Source organism: Phaeobacter sp. A36a-5a (genome assembly GCF_037911135.1).
GTDB classification, from domain to species: domain Bacteria; phylum Pseudomonadota; class Alphaproteobacteria; order Rhodobacterales; family Rhodobacteraceae; genus Phaeobacter; species Phaeobacter bryozoorum.
Genome location: NZ_JBBLYU010000001.1, coordinates 1,186,508 through 1,202,138 on the forward strand (window position 1 = coordinate 1,186,508; position 15,631 = coordinate 1,202,138).

The window sequence follows — 15,631 nt, forward strand, 5'->3', positions numbered from 1 at the left end:
GTTTTGAAAGAGCTGGATGAATGGGAGTGCCTATGCGGATCCGCGCATGACCAGCTGTCCGTCAAACAGAATTTCCCGGCGGGGCGCCGCCGCCGCGCTGCCTTCGATTCGGGCCACCAGTGTTTCGGCACTGGTGCGGGCGATTGCGGTGTAATCCTGCGAAACGGTTGTCAGCGTCGGGCAGGTGTAGCGGGAAAACGGGTGGTCATCATGCCCTGCGATCCGCAGGGCGCAGCCATCCCCAAGGCCGACGCGCAGCCCCTGCTGATAGGCAGCGGACAACAGCCCGATGGCTAGCCGGTCATTGCTGCACAGGATGGTATCGGTTTGCGGTCGCTGACCAGACAGCACCCGGGTGCCCTCGCGAAAGCCGATCTCTTCAAAGTCCCAGCCGTCACCTTCGACCTGGATCAGCTCGGGTTCGTGACCCAGCTGTTGCATTGCGGAAATATAGGCGTTGCGCCGTTTCACCGCATTGGGGTTCGTCGGCGTCTTCATCTCGAAAAAGGCTGGCGCATCGCCAGTACGGCACAGATACTCCACGATCGTGCCGATACTCTGTTGATTGTTCGAGCCGATGAAGGCGGCACCGGTCTCTTCCAGATTGGCATCAAACAGGACGGTCGGCACCTCTTCGCAGAACTGCCGGATCTGCGGGACCTCGGACCCGCGCCCAAGGGGCGCCAGCAGCGCACCGGCGGGTTTGAGCATACGCAGATTGGTCAGGTTCTCCAATTCCTGTGACGGCGTGCCGTTTGATCCCAGCAGTACCGGCCGATAGCCTGCGGCGATGACATGATCTTCGATATGGCCGGCGATCTTGGCAAAGAACGGATCGGTGAGATTTGGAACCACGATGCCGATGGTCTTGGTCAGCCGCCGGTTCTGGTTCATCGCATAGAGATTGGGCCGGTAGTCGAATTTCTCCAGCGCATCTTCAATCCGCTTGCGTGTCGAGGTGCGAACGCTGGCCGGATCGTTGAAGAACTTCGACAGCGTCGGGCGGGAGATGCCGCTAACGGCCGCGAATTCATCCATGTTCTTGATCTTGGGATCACTCATCAGTCGCGGTCCTTGTTGTCGTCCTTGGGCGTACGGAGAGGGGGCGTCCGGGGGCATCCTTGCGGTCTGAATGCCAGCGCCCGTCGCCGCAGTGCGCCGCGCAGGATGTGGACTGTGTCACGCAAGTTGACGCGCGTCAAATTCCTTGCGGGTGCTCCGGCAGTAGTATCACCCTGATCTGTAGCGGAGGAATGGTAGGCCCGGCAGGATTCGAACCTGCAACCAAAGCGTTATGAGCGCTCTGCTCTAACCGTTGAGCTACAGGCCCGCCACAGGTTGGTTAGGAAATGGGGCAGCCAAGGTCAAGCGGTGATTGCAGAGGGCGCCGGTGTTTCCGACGCTTGGGGCCGCAGCAGGGCGTCCAGCCGTGCCACGGTGTGTTCGATTGTCAGGTCCCGGCGGCGGTCTGGCGTGCGGCGCGACGGGTAGACGGCAAACACGTCCTTCAAAGGGGCTTCAAAGCCGGGAAGAACCTGTTCGTATTCCCCGCTGGCCAGCCGATCCTCCACCATGAAACGGGGCGCGCGGGTATAGCCGGAGCCGCTGCTGACGGCGCGCATGATCAGGTCCGGGTCGTCGGCGGTGAAGCCAACCTGCACCGGTGCCGGGTATTCCTGCCCGCCGCGGCGCAGCGGAAAGAAGCCGCGGGTCTGATCCTCGTGGTGCTGAATGAACTTGAGCCGTTTCAGCTCCTCTGGCGTTTGCGGGCGACCTTCGCGGTCCAGATAGTCCGGGGTGGCAAACAGCACTGTTTCCAGAGTGGAGATCTTGCGTCCAAAACCGTCTGTGTCGCCTAGCCTCCCGGTGCGGATCGCAAGGTCGTAGCCTTCGCGCACCACATGGACCAGCCGGTCCTCCAGCCGCATCACGATATTCAGGTCCGGGTGTTCGCGGTTCAGATCCAAAAGCATCGGCCCGATCACACTGCGCCCCAGAAAGGAGTTCACGCTGATGCGGAAGGTGCCGGAGACGCTGCCTTCCAGGGCGTCCACTTCGGCTGTCATGCGGTTGTAGCCGGACAGCAGGGCCTGCGCATGGCTGAACACCAGATCGCCTGCGCGGGTGGCGTGAATGCCCTTGGCGGTGCGGTGCAGCAATTGCTGGCCCATCAGCGCCTCTAGTTGCTTGATCTGCTGACTAACTGCAGACTGGGTAATGCCGCGGCGCTGGGCAGTGCGGTTCAGGCTGCCTTCGTCCAGGGCGATGGTGAAGGTTTCCAGCAGCGTCAGTTTGTCCATGGGGGGGCTATAAGAGTTGCTAATAACAGTTATCGGTGCTGCCGGGCTGCAAGCCGTGAAATTACGGCCTTAAGTCCGGTGCACGGGAATATTTCCTGAAACAGATATTGGAGTTTCTTATGACAATCAATCGCAGGGCATTTCTGGGCGGGCTGGTAGCGGCCCCCGCGGCAATGGCAACCGGGTTCGCGGGCGGCAGCTGGGCTTGGGCGGCAGAAGGGGCTGTAACGGCGAGCCCGGTTATCCACGCATTCACACTTGGGGATGCCAGAATCACGGTATTGCTGGATGGCCACTTGCCGCTGGGGACGCAGCTCTTCAACGGCTACGATGCTGCCAAGGCCGAAACCGTCCTGGCACAGGGCCTGCACCGTCTTCAGAACGATGCGTTGCAGATCCCTGTCAACGGCTACCTGGTGGAGCGGGGCGGGAAGAAGCTGTTGATCGACACCGGCACCGCGCAGCTGATGGGGCCGGGGCTGGGGGCGCTGGGTGCCGGACTGGCCGCAGCGGGCGTCGCGCCGGAGAGTATTGATACTGTACTCTTGACCCATATCCACCCGGATCATTCCGGCGGGCTGATCACGCCCGACGGTGCTGCGGCCTTTGCCAGTGCTGAGCTGGTCGTGGCGCAGCGGGAATGGGATTTCTGGCATGACGATGCCATCATGGCGGGCGTACCGCAAAGCAACCGCGGTTTCTTTGAAATGGCGCGCCGCACGGTTGCCCCCTATGCGGACCGCCTGCGCCTCCTACAGGGCGAGGGCGAGGCCGCGCCTGGCTTCACCGCGCTGGAACTGCCGGGCCATACGCCGGGCCATACCGGCTTCATGCTGGATGCGGGCGGCGAGGGGTTGCTGTTCTGGGGTGACCTGATCCACAGCGCCGCGCTGCAGTTCGCGCTGCCGGAGTGGACCATCGCCTTTGACACCGATCCGGCCCAGACCGCTCAGACACGGCGGCGGATGATGGACCGGGCGGCGGCGGACAACCTGCTGGTCACTGGCGCGCATCTCGACTTCCCGGCGCTGGGCCGGGTGCTGCGGCAGGGGGACGCCTTTGCCTATCAGGCAGCGCCTTGGCAGTTTGGCATCTGAGACAGCTGTCCCGTCTTGAACAACAGCCTGCTGCGCCGTCCGGGATGGCGCAGCGGATTCCCTAGTTCCCTTCTGATGCGCCTTGCGCTAAAGGCTGCCCAACGTCTTTGAAGGAGCACTGAGATGACCAGCGGCAAGAACGGTTTGACCTACGCGGACGCGGGGGTGGATATTGATGCAGGCAACGCTTTGGTGGACCGCATCAAGCCCGCCGCGAAACGGACCAACCGTTCTGGCGTGATGAGCGGCCTTGGCGGCTTTGGCGCGCTGTTCGATCTGAAGGACGCAGGCTACAGCGACCCCATTCTGGTTGGCGCCACCGATGGTGTCGGCACCAAACTGCGGATTGCCATCGACACCGGTGTGGTGGATGGCGTTGGCATCGACCTGGTGGCGATGTGCGTCAACGATCTGGTCTGCCAGGGTGCTGAGCCGCTGTTCTTCCTCGACTATTTCGCAACCGGCAAGCTGGAAACCGACGTGGCGGCCCGCATTATCGAAGGCATCGCCGAGGGCTGCGTGCGCTCTGGCTGTGCGCTGATCGGCGGTGAGACGGCCGAAATGCCGGGCATGTACCCCGCAGGGGATTTCGACCTAGCGGGCTTTGCGGTGGGCGCAATGGAACGCGGCAGTGCGCTGCCTGCCGACGTGAAAGAAGGCGACGTGCTCCTGGGGCTGGCCTCTGACGGCGTGCACTCCAACGGTTACTCGCTGGTGCGCAAGCTGGTTGACGTCTCCGGCCTCGGCTGGGACGCGGACTGCCCCTTCGGCGAGGGCACGCTGGGTGCGGCGCTGCTGACGCCGACCCGTCTCTATGTAAAACAATGCCTGGCTGCCGTGCGGGCGGGCGGCGTTCATGCGCTGGCTCATATCACCGGCGGTGGTCTGACCGAAAACCTGCCGCGTGTCCTGCCCGAGGATCTGGGCGCTGACATCGACCTGAATGCCTGGGACTTGCCGCCCGTGTTCAAATGGATGGCCGAGACTGGCGGTATTGCCGAGGCAGAGATGCTGAAGACCTTCAACTGCGGCATTGGCATGATCCTGTCTGTCTCTGTCGACCGCGCGGATGAACTGGTGAAGGTGCTGGAAACCGAGGGCGAGACCGTCTCGCGTCTGGGCACCGTCACAGCAGGCGCCGGTATGCGCTATTCGGGCAAGCTGCTGTGAGCCACAAGAAGGTCGCGATCCTGATTTCGGGCGGCGGCTCCAACATGGTGTCGCTGGTCGAAAGCATGACCGGCGATCATCCGGCGCGGCCCTGTCTGGTCTTGTCCAACATCGCCAGTGCCGGTGGCCTGACGAAGGCTGCCGCCGCAGGCATTCCAACTGCGGTGGTGGACCACAAACCCTATGGCAAGGATCGCGCCGCATTTGAGGCGGAACTGGTCAAGCCGATCCTTGCCTCCGGCGCGGATATCGTCTGTCTGGCGGGGTTCATGCGCGTTCTGACTGATGGTTTTGTATCGCAGTTTCAGGGGCGGATGCTGAATATTCACCCCTCGCTGCTGCCGAAATACACCGGTCTCAACACCCATGCACGGGCGCTCGCGGCGGGCGACCGCCAGCATGGCTGCACCGTACATGAGGTGACGGCCGTGCTCGACGACGGGCCGATCCTGGGGCAGGCGCGGGTCGATGTCGCGGCTGACGACACGCCGGAGAGCCTGGCCGCAAAAGTTCTGGTGCAGGAGCATCAGCTCTATCCGGCCGTGTTGCGTCGCTATGCCGCCGGAGATCGCACGCCAGTCTATCTGCCCTGACGATCTGCCCCGACGACTATCTTCCCGGTCTAATTGCTCGGTTCTGGCATAGGCAGTGTCGCGCTGTTGCCATGCCAGTCCGGCGTCGCCCCCTGTGGTGACCGGGCCATCAGGGCGGGCAGGCCAAGCACCAGGACAAGCGCCACTGCTGCCAGGCTGGCGGCGGACAACCCGGGGCAGGCGAGGGCAAGGGGGCTGGTTTCACAGGGGGTCAGGGCGGTCATCGGTCATGCTCCTTTTTGGCTATATGACCAACCTAGCCATCCGTTAGGTATTCCGAAAATGAATGTTTAATTGCCCTTTCATCACGTAAATTGAACATTTTCAGCGACTGTGCGCCTGCTACATCACGGCGGGGCTGAAATCCTCTGGCCCCCTCTGCACATGTTTGCATTGACCGGGACAAGCGCGTATCACGGCCCAATAATTCAGATAAAGAAAAAGCCGTAATTGATGAAAACTCTGACCTCTACCGAAGAACTGCAGGCCTTCTGCGAAGCTGCAGCGCAGCACGCATATGTCACGGTGGATACCGAGTTTCTGCGTGAACGGACATATTATTCCAAGCTCTGCCTGATTCAGCTGGCCTTCTCCGGTGACGGAGAGACTGATGCCGTTCTGGTTGATCCGCTGGCTGACGGGATTTCTCTGGAACCGCTCTATGCGTTGTTTCGCAACGAGAATGTGGTCAAGGTGTTCCATGCCGCGCGGCAGGATCTGGAAATCTTCTGGGTTGACGCGCAGGTCTTTCCCAAGCCGCTGTTTGACACGCAGGTCGCGGCGATGGTCTGCGGCTTTGGCGAGCAGGTGGGCTATGAGACACTGGTGCGCAAGATCGCCAAACAGGGGGTCGACAAGACCTCGCGGTTTACCGACTGGTCGCGTCGCCCGCTGAGCGAGGCGCAGAAAACCTATGCGCTGGCGGATGTGACCCATCTGCGCCAGATCTACGAACATCTCGCGGCCGAGCTGCAGCGCACCGAACGCGCCCATTGGGTGGCTGAAGAGCTGCAGGTGCTCACCGATCCGGCGACCTATGATGTCGACCCGCAAGAGGCGTGGCGGCGCGTGAAAACCCGCACCAACTCCGGCAAATTCCTTGCAATCGTGCGCGAGCTGGCGGCTTTTCGCGAGAGCTACGCCAAGACCAACAATGTCCCGCGCAACCGTGTGTTCAAGGATGACGCCTTGGTGGAGCTGGCCTCGACCAAGCCGAAGAACAGCTCAGACCTCGGCAATTCGCGGTTGCTGCTGCGCGAGGCCCGCAAGGGCGCAATCGCCGAAGGCATCCTTCAGGCGGTTACCAAGGGTGTGAACTGCCCGGCGGGATCACAGCCGCAACCGGATCGCAGCCGTGAGAAAATGCAGGTGAATCCGGCGCTCGCCGATCTGCTGCGGGTGCTCCTGAAGGCCAAGACCGAGGCCTCCGGTGTTGCGGCCAAGTTGATTGCCCCCAGCTCCGATCTGGACGCCATCGCGGCCGGTCAGCGCGATGTTCCCGCGCTTAATGGCTGGCGTCACGAGGTGTTTGGCGCCGATGCGCTGCGTCTCTGCAACGGCGAGATCGCGCTGGCTGCAAAGGGGCAGTACGTGAAGGTTGTAACCCTCTGATCGCTGCCCGATCACGTCGCCGGGGCACCGGGACATAAAACAATAAAGGCGCCCGTTGCAGGCGCCTTTTGCATATTCAGCCTATGTTGGGCGTGAACCTCAGCGGCGGCTTTCGCGTGCGTTCTGTGCGGCGACAACCCGGATGCTGCGTACGCTGGCAAGCTCCTGCTTGCTGAGGCTGAAAGCAGCCCGCAAGGTCCGGGTGCGGTCGCTGCCGACAGCCGTCCGATACTCGGGGTAGGTGGCGCGGAATGTGAAATCCAGCGTGTCGTCACGGGTGCGCACGTCGCGATCGGCCTCGTCCAGGCGCAGCTCGACCCCATAGGCGCCCTGCCGCGCGGCAATGCCGGTAGCATAGACGATTGCGCCGGTTGGCGTGCGTTCCACCCGCATCTCGCTGACGCTTTGCACCAGCACGCTGTTGTCCACCGCATCGGGGCGGGCAAAGACGCTGACGCGGGTCTTCACCGGGATCAGCGGATTGACCGGCTCACCGCTGGTCTCCTGCACCTCGACCTCATCGGAGCCGCCAAACCAGTTCAACGGGTTCACCCGCGAATCGCGAAACCCACAGCCAGATAGCGCCACGGCTCCAATCAGGAGGAGTGCGAGAGATCGTTGCATGATGGTTCACCCGTTCGATATGTCCTCGCATGTGGTTACCCGATTGCAAGCCACTTGAAAAGCAGTTGAAAAGCCATTGTTTGCGCCTTAGGTCCAGCGGTGCCGGTGGTTGCGTCGATCAGCGCAGGACACCGGGCCGCAAAACCAGACGAGGAACACCCCCATGGCCAGTGCCGCCTTTGAAGAGATTGTCGAAGATTTCGAGTTTCTCGACGATTGGGAAGATCGCTACCGCCATGTCATCGAACAGGGCAAGGCGATGGATCCGCTGGAAGACGCGCTGAAGGTGCCCGCAACCAAGGTTGACGGCTGCGCCAGTCAGGTCTGGCTGCATCCCACCATCGAAAACGGTGTGTTCCACTTCGATGGTGAAAGCGACGCGATGATCGTGCGCGGGCTGATCGCGGTGTTGCGTGCGCTGTATAACGGCCTCTCCCTTGAGGAGGTGCTGGCGGTCGACGCGCGGGCCGAACTGGCGCGGCTGGGTCTCAATGATCATCTGTCGGCGCAGCGTTCAAATGGGCTGACTGCCATGGTCCAGCGCATTCGCGAAACGGCAGCGGCGGCCGTCTGATCCAGCGGGCCGGTCCCGGGTGATCATCGCCCGTCATCGGGCCGCGCCTTCGCCACCGCGATCCCGCGAATGAAGGGGGTCAATGAACGCACGCAGCAGGGTGACACGCCGGGGGCGAAAGCTTTCTCCGGTCTTGCTGTAACCATCAATCCGGGTCACATGGAAACTGCGGAAATCCTCGCGTTTGCAGCACCAGGCCAGCAGCATCACGCTGCGGTCGTGATAGGATAGCGCCAGCGGATAGATCCGCCGCGTGGTCCGGGCGTCTTTCAGGTCGCGATAACCGATATCCAGCGCCTCCTCCGCCCACATCGCTTCGCGCAGGAGGGTCATGTCAATGGTGGGTTTGGCCGGTGCATAATAGCGATGGACCAGATTGACCGCATGCATGGCCTGCCGCTGCTGGCGTTCGGGCAATGTGGCGAGGATCTTGACCAGCGCATCTGTCGCTGCCTTCGCCAGATCGGGGTCGCCGCGCTGATTCACATCCGACAGCCCAAGGGTCAGCGCTTCCAGCTCGATCTGGGAAAAGGTCTGCGGCGGCAGCGCCGGATCTTCGGTCATCGTATAACCCAGCCCCGCCTCTCCCTCGATCCGCGCCCCTGCCGCGCGCAGGCTGTCGATGTCACGGTAGATCGTACGCTCCGACACCTCCATCGCGGCGGCAAGCCGGGCCGCCGTGACCGGCGGGCGCAACCCCCGGATCAGATGCAGCAGACGAAAAAGGCGATCTGTTTTAGGCATGGGTCCATCTATCCGCAAGCATCCTGACAGAATTTGGCAGGAGGGTAGTCGCATATCACTACCATCAGCAACATAACAAATGGAAAGTCATTGAAATGCCGACGCTTTATCATTGCCCCAACAGCCGCTCCTCTCGTGTCGTTGCGCAGCTTATGCTCATCGGCAAACTGGATGCGGTTGAGGTCGTTCCCGTCAGCGTAGAACGCTTTGATGGTACCGGTCGCCGTGATCCACGCAATCCTCATCCCGAGGGGAAAGTCCCCTATCTGGTCACCGATGAGGGGCAGGGGGTCCGCGAGAGCGCTGCCATCATGATGTATCTGGATGAGCTGTACGGCCAGCCGCTCAGCCCCAAGATCGGCGCGCCGGATCGTGGCCGCTATCTCAGCTGGATGACCTACGCCGGCGGCGTGCTGGATCCGGTTCTGGTGGCGGCCTTCTCAGGCTTGGATCATCCGGCCATCAACGGGGCATATCGCGGTTTGGCTGAAGTCTGCACGGCGCTGGAAACAGCCCTGGCCGAAGGTGACTTCCTGCTGGGCGATACGCTCTGCCTCGCCGATATCCTGTTGGCGTCGCCATTTCAGTGGGCGCCGCATCTGATGCCCGACAGCGCCGTGATCAAGGCCTGGGTGGAGCGGGTCAGCGCCGCGCAGGACGGTCAGGCCATCGCGGCCTACGAGGCCGAAACAACCGCGCAGTTGAGCGCGCTGGAAGACGCCTGAGCAGGTCAGGGCAGCCACCCATTCCGATAAACCTGCGGCGCGCGGTCTAATCGCGCGCCGTCTTATCGCTCCAGGCCAGCACCGCGGTTTTCAGATCCCCATAACCGGTGTGGCGATGTTCAAACGCCAGCCCCATGCGCTTGGCGCAAAGTTCAGCTTTCTCAAGCAGTGCCGGATCATCGATCTGCGACTGGTAAACCAGCTTGGTGTAGTTGCCGAACACCATGTCCCGCAGTTCCGGGTGCTTATCCAATCCCATCGGCCGCCAGACAAAGGCGTCGAATTGCTTCACCAGAAAATCCGTCAGGTAAAAGGCGGTGATCTCTCCGGCCTCGCCATGGGCGGCAAATTGGTCGTTGCCTTCGAAGAACGAATAGCAATGCGGGCCGGCAATCATCTCGACACCGAGCTCGGCGCATTTGCGCTCCAGCGCGCCGCCCGTACCGCAATCGGCATAGACGACATAGATGCTGTCATAGACGCGGGAATGTTTGGCGACGGCCCCGTCCACCGCATCAACAATCTGTTCAGGGTAAAGGTGCAGCTTGGCCGGCAGGCAGGTGAGATCAATGTGATCAAGCCCGTTGGCGTCTTTGATAGCCAGAATTTCCCGGGCCAGCGCACCGCAGGCAATCAACAGGACACGGCCCGTTTTTCTCAAAGGTGCGGCCAGACCCCGCTCGGTGAGGGAGGTTTCCTCAAGCGACCGCCCGGTGGGCGGTTGGAACGCCGCCCGCTCAGTCAGGCGGGCGGCGCGTCCTTTGCGTGCCAAATCAGGCGCTCATCTGGTTGTGCTTGCGCGCAACGAAGTCCTTCGCCATTTCCACAGCCACAGCCGCGTCACGGCAATAGCCATCTGCGCCAATTGCCTTGCCGAATTCTTCGTTCAGCGGCGCGCCGCCAACCAGAACGATGTAATCGTCGCGTTTGCCCTGTTCGATCATCGTGTCGATCACGACCTTCATATAGGGCATCGTGGTGGTCAGCAGGGCCGACATGCCGAGGATGTCCGGCTTGTGCTCTTCCAGAGCTTCCAGATAGTTCTCGACCGGGTTGTTGATGCCGATGTCCACCACCTCGAAACCGGCACCTTCCATCATCATGGAGACGAGGTTCTTGCCGATGTCGTGAATGTCGCCCTTCACGGTGCCGATCACCATGGAGCCCATGCGCGGCGCGCCGGTTTCCGCCAGCAGCGGCTTCAGGATGGCCATGCCGCCCTTCATCGCGTTGGCCGCCAGCAGCACCTCGGGCACAAACAGGATGCCGTCGCGGAAGTCGGCGCCCACGATGGTCATGCCACCTACCAGCGCCTCGGTCAGGATCCGGTAGGGTGCCCAACCGCGCTCGAGCAGAATGTTGACACTCTCTTCGATCTCTTCCTTGAGGCCGTCATAGAGGTCATCGAACATCTGCTGGACGAGTTCCTCGTCATTGAGATCTGCCAGGATGATGTCATCTGCGTCTTCCGACATGGGTGTATTCCTTGACTGGGCGGGGTGACCCCGGTTTGGCCTCGTTTAACTCGTATTGGTCCAGATTGACCCCAAGAGACTGCATTGTTTGCGACGTTGCCTTGGTCCGAACCGACGTATAGGCGCAAAAATGGCGGAATAATAATGAAGATTTCGCATGGAAATCTTCGGTTTCTTGCGTTTGTTCTTTATTTGTTCTCAATTTTGCGGCAAGATGCCCCAATGACCGAGATCTTGCCACCACCGCCACAACGTCGCAAAGCCCGCGCCAGCCTCAGCAATGCGGCAGGGCGGTTTGATTTGGCGCGAGATGCCATTGATGACGGTTGGGGAGGGCTGCAGGATTCGCGTGATGACGGCGATGATAGCGGCGCGCCGAGGATCGAAACCGATATCCGGCATGAGGTGGCGCGCTCGTTGATTTCCTATAATAAATCGCCCGATCTGCCGTTTGATCGCTCGATCAACACCTACCGCGGCTGTGAACATGGCTGCATCTATTGCTTTGCCCGTCCCAGCCATGCCTATCTGGGGCTGTCGCCGGGATTGGATTTCGAAACCCGGCTGATCGCGCGACCCAATGCCGCCGAGGTGTTGCGCCGCGAACTGTCACAGCCGCGCTACAAGGTGGCGCCGATTGCCATCGGGACCAATACCGATCCCTACCAGCCGTGTGAGCGTGATCTCGGGCTGACCCGCGCCTGTCTGGAGGTGCTGGATCAGTTCTCCCATCCGGTCGCCATCGTCACCAAGGGGACCCTGATTGAGCGGGATCTTGATATTCTGTCGGCCATGGCCGGGCGTGGCCTTGTGCGGGTTGGCATCTCCGTCACCACATTGGATGCGGAGCTGTCGCGCCGCATGGAGCCGCGCGCGCCGACGCCCGCCCGTCGCCTCGCGACCATCCGGCGCCTGTCTGAGACGGGTGTCCCGGTGCGGATCATGACCTCGCCCGTCGTGCCGGGGCTGACCGACCATGAGCTGGAGGCGCTGCTGGCCGCCGGGGCCGATGCCGGCGCCGATGCGGCAAGCTGGATCATGCTGCGGCTGCCGCGTGACGTGTCGGAGCTCTGGCAGGAATGGCTGGCGGAGCATGTGCCGCTGCGCGCCGAAAAAGTCATGGCACGGCTGCGCGAAATGCACGGAGGGCGGGACTATGACCCGCGCTGGGGGCATCGTATGCGTGGCGAGGGGCCTTATGCGGCGGTGATCGCCAACCGGTTCAATGCCGCGTGCAAACGGCTGGGCCTTGCGCAGCGCGCGCCTCAGCTGCGCTGCGATCTCTTTGCAAAACCGGCACAGGCCGGGGATCAGCTGGCGCTATTCTAAAAGTCGTCGCAGGGCCGCGAAGGTGATCGCCCGAAGCCATCCTGAGACCGCTTCGGGCTGAAAACGCAATGCCGGTCGGGCGGGTGTTACCCGCGCCGGCGGCCGCGACGGCTGCGCCGTTCGGGTCCGTTATCCTCGCCGGTGCCATCGCTGTCTGAGCTGAACGGCCCGAGGATCTGGACAATCTGCTCCAGCGTCGGCTGCTCGCCGCGAGGGCGGGTATCCAGCGCCTCGCGCATGGCGCGCAGATGATCGGGCATGGTGCCACAGCAGCCGCCAATGATCTTGGCGCCGCAATCGCGCGCCATGGCGGCATATTCGCCCATCAGGGCTGGCGTGCCGTCATAATGGATGTGACCATCGACATATTTGGGAATGCCCGCGTTGCCCTTGGAAATGATCGGGCGGCTGGTGCCCTGCGCAGCAAAGCCAAGCACGGTGCGCAGAATATCCGAGGCACCGGTGCCGCAGTTGGCGCCAAACGCCAGCGGTGCCGGATCAAACTCCTCGACCAGCTCCGCCATGTCGGATGAGGTCACGCCCATCATGGTGCGCCCTGCGGTGTCAAAGCTCATGGTGCCGCACCAGGGCATATCGGCGAGTTTGAACGCCTCCGCAGCAGCGCGAAATTCCTCGGGCGCGGAGATCGTCTCCAGCCACAGAACATCAACGCCGCCTTCCTTCAGGGCCTCGGCCTGTTCATGGAACATCTCGACGGCCAGCGCGTGGCTCAATTCGCCCACCGGCTGCATGATTTCGCCGGTCGGGCCAACGGATCCGGCCACCGCGATCTTGCGCTCGGAGCGATCGGCGACATTGCGACCCAGCTCTGCGCCGACAATGTTCAGCTCCCGCACACGGCGCTGCGCGTCGTGCAGCTTCAGCCGGGCTGCGGTGCCGCCAAAGGTGTTGGTCAGAAACAGGTCGCTGCCTGCATCGACCGATCCCTGATAAAGCGCGGTGATCTTCTTGGGTTCGTCCACATTCCACAGTTCAGGCGCGTCACCGGATTGCAGTCCCATATTGAACAGATTGGTACCAGTGGCCCCATCGGCAAGCAGGGCGTCCTTGGTTTCCAGCAGGGTTGTGAAAGTATTTGTCATGGGATGTTCCTGTGGGGTGATGTCGGTGGTTGGGCCGCGGCTCGCCGCTATCGGCACCTGGGGTCGGCTTGTGTCAATGGCCCGGTCTGTCATGCGCGGCGGGTGAGGGCAATTTCATTTTCTTCATCTTCATTATGAAGACGATCACCATCGGGCGGCGGATCATCGCGATCTGCCGCGCTGGACCATCTGCCCGAGGCCTGTTTTCGGGCCGCGCGGGCAGCTGCTGCGCGGCGCTCGAATTTGCGCCACAGGCTCTCTTCGGTCCGGGCGTTTGTGTCGGCAACGCTGCCGTTCAGCCGCTCGCCATCCGGTCCACGGTCGCCATCGCGCGGTGCGGTGTCGTCGCTGCCATCGGTTTCGGTCGATCTGGGCCAATGTGGCAGCGGCGCAGGATGATGGACCAGCCGCAGCAGTTCGCCAAGGGCGATGAGCATGTGCAGGTATGAGGGCGCGGCCACATAGCGATCTTCCCACGTCGGGGCAAAGCTGGTCTTGAAGCGGCGCAAGCCGGGATCCAGGCGCTTGGCAAAGCGATGATCGGGCACCGCGGCGAGTGACAGTCGCGAAACGCCGCTCTCCGCCGCCGCAGCAAGCGCCGCGCGGATCAGCGCGTGGCCGGTGCCATCGGGGGCATCGGGCAGCAGGCGCACCAGATCGAGGCACCATTCATGTGCGATGGCGTGAAAGCTGACAAAGCCGACCATGCGCTTGTCATGCCAGGCGATAAACACCTGCTGCTGTGCCAGATATTCTGCCTGAAACCGTCCCATCGTCGTGCCCTTGGCTTGTCCATGGGTGGACTGCCAGGCGGCATCTATGGCTTTCATCTGTTCAATCGGCAGCTCGGCGGCTGCGGGCAGGGCGCAGACGCCCGCCTTTTCGGCCTGCCGGAGTTTGCGTCGCAGCTGGCGCCGGCTTGAGCCTGTTTCTGTGAAGGTCGCGGGGTGAAGCACCGCCTCCTGCGCAATCCGAAGCACCCGCCAGCTGGCACGGCGACACTCAACCGCCTCGCGGGCCGTGCACTTATAGAGGCAGGCAACGGCATTGCGGTGTTTGGCATGGTGGTGAAGGCCGGGAAGAAGTTCGCTTAGATGACCGCTCACCGCACCAAAGAGCGCAATTGAGGCCTGCGGGCTGTCCAGCAGCGCCACCTGATTGAAGCCAAAAGCATGCAGATGTCCGCCATTCTGCTGGATCACGGCGGTTTCGGCGACAGGACGGATCTGCGGCAGCTGTGCGGCTGGGCGCATCCGACTGCCGCTGAGGGCCTGCATGTCTTGGGGACCAGAGAGCTCAGCGTCGGGCGCATTGCTTGCCAATCGTCGTGGCAGTTCGGCCAGCGCAGGCCACCCGAGGCAGATCCCGCTAATGATCGCCGGCAGCAGGTAGTAGACCAGACGGAACCCGAGGATAGCCGCGATAACTTCGGGGGTGATATCTGCGGGCAACATCGCGCAAAGCGCCAGTTCGAATGCGCCGGCGCCGCCGGGCGCCGAGGAAAGGATCGCAACGCCAAGCGCCAGAAAATAGGCGGGCAACATTGCAGCAAGAGACAGCTCGACAGAGGCAGGCAGCAGCAGCCACAGCGCTGTGCCAGCTGCCACCACGTCGATCATGGCCCAGAACCCAAGCGCGGAAATCGCCATCAGCGAGGGCCAGCGCAGGGTCATCCGGCCGATCCGCACCACCGGCACCGCCACCATGGCAGCGGTCATGGCGAAAGTTGCAAGGAGAATAGCCGATCCCAGCCATGGGCTGGACACCGGGGGCGGGCTCAGGATCAGGGCACCGCCACAGATACCCGCCAGTGCAATCAGGAAGGTGATGGCGACCATTCCGGTCAGCTGGGCTGCACGGATCGGGCGCAGCCCCGTCAGCATGCGCCAGCGGGCAAAGGCGCCGGTGACCAGACCAAACCCAAGGGTTTGCGACACCGCGATGGCTATCATACCGGCGCGCCGCGCCTGCGGGCCATCCAGCCCGGTCCCGAGGTGCCTGTGCGCAACGCTGTCATAGCGGCCCAGAGCCCAGAAGCTTACCGCGGTGGCCATCAGCGCAGCGCCCCATTGCCACGGCGCAAGAGAGCGCAATATCCCGCGCAGTTCCGCCAGATCGGGCAGCGCCACATGGGCCTGCAGCAATGCCAGACAGCCGATCATCACGGCGACAGGCAGCATCAGGCGCAGACCGCGTGCGGCAGTCCGCGCAAAGATGCGGGCGGCAGGGGACAGTAGGCTGGGCATCAGCATCCTTGTGTCAAATGGCAGGTCGCCATCCGACACG

The 15,631-nt window shown here is 62.5% G+C and carries 16 protein-coding genes and 1 tRNA gene; 7 read left to right on the forward strand and 10 right to left on the reverse strand.

Annotated elements, in window-relative coordinates; all coding sequences use genetic code 11:
• Positions 1 to 30: 30 nt before the first annotated feature.
• The 3 genes from WLQ66_RS05600 to WLQ66_RS05610 form a co-directional block, all read right to left on the reverse strand.
• Positions 31 to 1,062, reverse strand: a complete 1,032-nt coding sequence (locus WLQ66_RS05600) for a LacI family DNA-binding transcriptional regulator (protein WP_340545374.1) — start codon at positions 1,060 to 1,062, stop codon at positions 31 to 33.
• Between the two features lie 192 nt (positions 1,063 to 1,254).
• Positions 1,255 to 1,330, reverse strand: a tRNA-Ile gene (locus tag WLQ66_RS05605).
• A gap of 34 nt (positions 1,331 to 1,364) precedes the next feature.
• Positions 1,365 to 2,300, reverse strand: a complete 936-nt coding sequence (locus WLQ66_RS05610) for a LysR family transcriptional regulator (protein WP_340545375.1) — start codon at positions 2,298 to 2,300, stop codon at positions 1,365 to 1,367.
• A 119-nt stretch (positions 2,301 to 2,419) separates the two neighbouring features.
• Here WLQ66_RS05610 and WLQ66_RS05615 point away from each other — a divergent pair, with 119 nt between their 5' ends.
• The 3 genes from WLQ66_RS05615 (at position 2,420) to purN (ending at position 5,160) form a co-directional block, all read left to right on the forward strand.
• Entirely contained in the window at positions 2,420 to 3,397 is a 978-nt protein-coding gene (locus WLQ66_RS05615; RefSeq protein WP_340545376.1) for an MBL fold metallo-hydrolase, read from the forward strand.
• 123 nt (positions 3,398 to 3,520) lie between these two features.
• Positions 3,521 to 4,567, forward strand: a complete 1,047-nt coding sequence (gene purM, locus WLQ66_RS05620) for a phosphoribosylformylglycinamidine cyclo-ligase (RefSeq protein WP_340545377.1) — start codon at positions 3,521 to 3,523, stop codon at positions 4,565 to 4,567.
• Entirely contained in the window at positions 4,564 to 5,160 is a 597-nt protein-coding gene (gene purN / locus WLQ66_RS05625) for a phosphoribosylglycinamide formyltransferase (protein ID WP_340545378.1), read from the forward strand. Before purM ends, purN begins: the two co-directional genes overlap by 4 nt.
• Positions 5,161 to 5,189: 29 nt before the next feature.
• Here purN and WLQ66_RS05630 read toward each other — a convergent pair whose 3' ends face one another.
• Positions 5,190 to 5,384 carry a hypothetical protein gene (locus WLQ66_RS05630; RefSeq protein WP_340545379.1) on the reverse strand — a complete coding sequence of 65 codons (195 nt, stop codon included), beginning with the start codon at positions 5,382 to 5,384 and terminating at the stop codon, positions 5,190 to 5,192.
• Between the two features lie 229 nt (positions 5,385 to 5,613).
• On the opposite strand from WLQ66_RS05630, the gene rnd reads away from it, so the two are divergent.
• A complete protein-coding gene (rnd, locus tag WLQ66_RS05635; protein ID WP_340545380.1) occupies positions 5,614 to 6,771 on the forward strand; it encodes a ribonuclease D in 1,158 nt (385 codons plus the stop codon).
• Between the two features lie 99 nt (positions 6,772 to 6,870).
• On the opposite strand, the gene WLQ66_RS05640 is transcribed toward rnd, so the two are convergent.
• A complete protein-coding gene (locus tag WLQ66_RS05640; protein ID WP_340545381.1) occupies positions 6,871 to 7,395 on the reverse strand; it encodes a hypothetical protein in 525 nt (174 codons plus the stop codon).
• Between the two features lie 163 nt (positions 7,396 to 7,558).
• On the opposite strand from WLQ66_RS05640, the gene WLQ66_RS05645 reads away from it, so the two are divergent.
• On the forward strand, positions 7,559 to 7,969 hold the full coding sequence (locus WLQ66_RS05645; RefSeq protein WP_340545382.1) for a SufE family protein: 411 nt from the start codon (positions 7,559 to 7,561) through the stop codon (positions 7,967 to 7,969).
• Between the two features lie 33 nt (positions 7,970 to 8,002).
• Here WLQ66_RS05645 and WLQ66_RS05650 read toward each other — a convergent pair whose 3' ends face one another.
• Positions 8,003 to 8,713: a helix-turn-helix transcriptional regulator gene (locus WLQ66_RS05650; protein ID WP_340545383.1), complete on the reverse strand. Its 711-nt coding sequence runs from the start codon at positions 8,711 to 8,713 to the stop codon at positions 8,003 to 8,005.
• A 95-nt stretch (positions 8,714 to 8,808) separates the two neighbouring features.
• Between WLQ66_RS05650 and WLQ66_RS05655 the strand changes: the two genes are divergently transcribed.
• Entirely contained in the window at positions 8,809 to 9,438 is a 630-nt protein-coding gene (locus WLQ66_RS05655; RefSeq protein WP_340545384.1) for a glutathione S-transferase family protein, read from the forward strand.
• A 46-nt stretch (positions 9,439 to 9,484) separates the two neighbouring features.
• Here the strand turns inward: WLQ66_RS05655 and WLQ66_RS05660 are convergent, their stop codons facing one another.
• Positions 9,485 to 10,210 (reverse strand): DUF1638 domain-containing protein, encoded by a 726-nt coding sequence (locus WLQ66_RS05660; protein ID WP_340545385.1) that lies wholly within the window; start codon positions 10,208 to 10,210, stop codon positions 9,485 to 9,487.
• A gap of 1 nt (position 10,211) precedes the next feature.
• Positions 10,212 to 10,913, reverse strand: a complete 702-nt coding sequence (locus WLQ66_RS05665) for a cobalamin B12-binding domain-containing protein (RefSeq protein WP_340545386.1) — start codon at positions 10,911 to 10,913, stop codon at positions 10,212 to 10,214.
• A 222-nt stretch (positions 10,914 to 11,135) separates the two neighbouring features.
• On the opposite strand from WLQ66_RS05665, the gene WLQ66_RS05670 reads away from it, so the two are divergent.
• Positions 11,136 to 12,242: a PA0069 family radical SAM protein gene (locus WLQ66_RS05670; protein ID WP_340545387.1), complete on the forward strand. Its 1,107-nt coding sequence runs from the start codon at positions 11,136 to 11,138 to the stop codon at positions 12,240 to 12,242.
• 86 nt (positions 12,243 to 12,328) lie between these two features.
• On the opposite strand, the gene bmt is transcribed toward WLQ66_RS05670, so the two are convergent.
• Together bmt and WLQ66_RS05680 are read right to left on the reverse strand one after the other, a co-directional pair.
• On the reverse strand, positions 12,329 to 13,345 hold the full coding sequence (gene bmt / locus WLQ66_RS05675) for a betaine--homocysteine S-methyltransferase (RefSeq protein ID WP_340545388.1): 1,017 nt from the start codon (positions 13,343 to 13,345) through the stop codon (positions 12,329 to 12,331).
• An 89-nt stretch (positions 13,346 to 13,434) separates the two neighbouring features.
• Entirely contained in the window at positions 13,435 to 15,591 is a 2,157-nt protein-coding gene (locus WLQ66_RS05680; protein ID WP_340545389.1) for a phosphatidylglycerol lysyltransferase domain-containing protein, read from the reverse strand.
• Between the last annotated feature and the right edge of the window lie 40 nt (positions 15,592 to 15,631).

Coding starts and splice junctions, on each gene's coding strand:
- WLQ66_RS05600 (WP_340545374.1), bottom strand. CDS start 1,062: ATGAGTGATCCCAAGATCAAGAACATGGATGAATTCGCGGCCGTTAGC.
- WLQ66_RS05670 (WP_340545387.1), top strand. CDS start 11,136: ATGACCGAGATCTTGCCACCACCGCCACAACGTCGCAAAGCCCGCGCC.
- WLQ66_RS05645 (WP_340545382.1), top strand. CDS start 7,559: ATGGCCAGTGCCGCCTTTGAAGAGATTGTCGAAGATTTCGAGTTTCTC.
- WLQ66_RS05640 (WP_340545381.1), bottom strand. CDS start 7,395: ATGCAACGATCTCTCGCACTCCTCCTGATTGGAGCCGTGGCGCTATCT.
- WLQ66_RS05665 (WP_340545386.1), bottom strand. CDS start 10,913: ATGTCGGAAGACGCAGATGACATCATCCTGGCAGATCTCAATGACGAG.
- rnd (WP_340545380.1), top strand. CDS start 5,614: ATGAAAACTCTGACCTCTACCGAAGAACTGCAGGCCTTCTGCGAAGCT.
- WLQ66_RS05630 (WP_340545379.1), bottom strand. CDS start 5,384: ATGACCGCCCTGACCCCCTGTGAAACCAGCCCCCTTGCCCTCGCCTGC.
- WLQ66_RS05655 (WP_340545384.1), top strand. CDS start 8,809: ATGCCGACGCTTTATCATTGCCCCAACAGCCGCTCCTCTCGTGTCGTT.
- WLQ66_RS05680 (WP_340545389.1), bottom strand. CDS start 15,591: ATGCCCAGCCTACTGTCCCCTGCCGCCCGCATCTTTGCGCGGACTGCC.
- WLQ66_RS05615 (WP_340545376.1), top strand. CDS start 2,420: ATGACAATCAATCGCAGGGCATTTCTGGGCGGGCTGGTAGCGGCCCCC.
- bmt (WP_340545388.1), bottom strand. CDS start 13,345: ATGACAAATACTTTCACAACCCTGCTGGAAACCAAGGACGCCCTGCTT.
- purM (WP_340545377.1), top strand. CDS start 3,521: ATGACCAGCGGCAAGAACGGTTTGACCTACGCGGACGCGGGGGTGGAT.
- WLQ66_RS05650 (WP_340545383.1), bottom strand. CDS start 8,713: ATGCCTAAAACAGATCGCCTTTTTCGTCTGCTGCATCTGATCCGGGGG.
- WLQ66_RS05610 (WP_340545375.1), bottom strand. CDS start 2,300: ATGGACAAACTGACGCTGCTGGAAACCTTCACCATCGCCCTGGACGAA.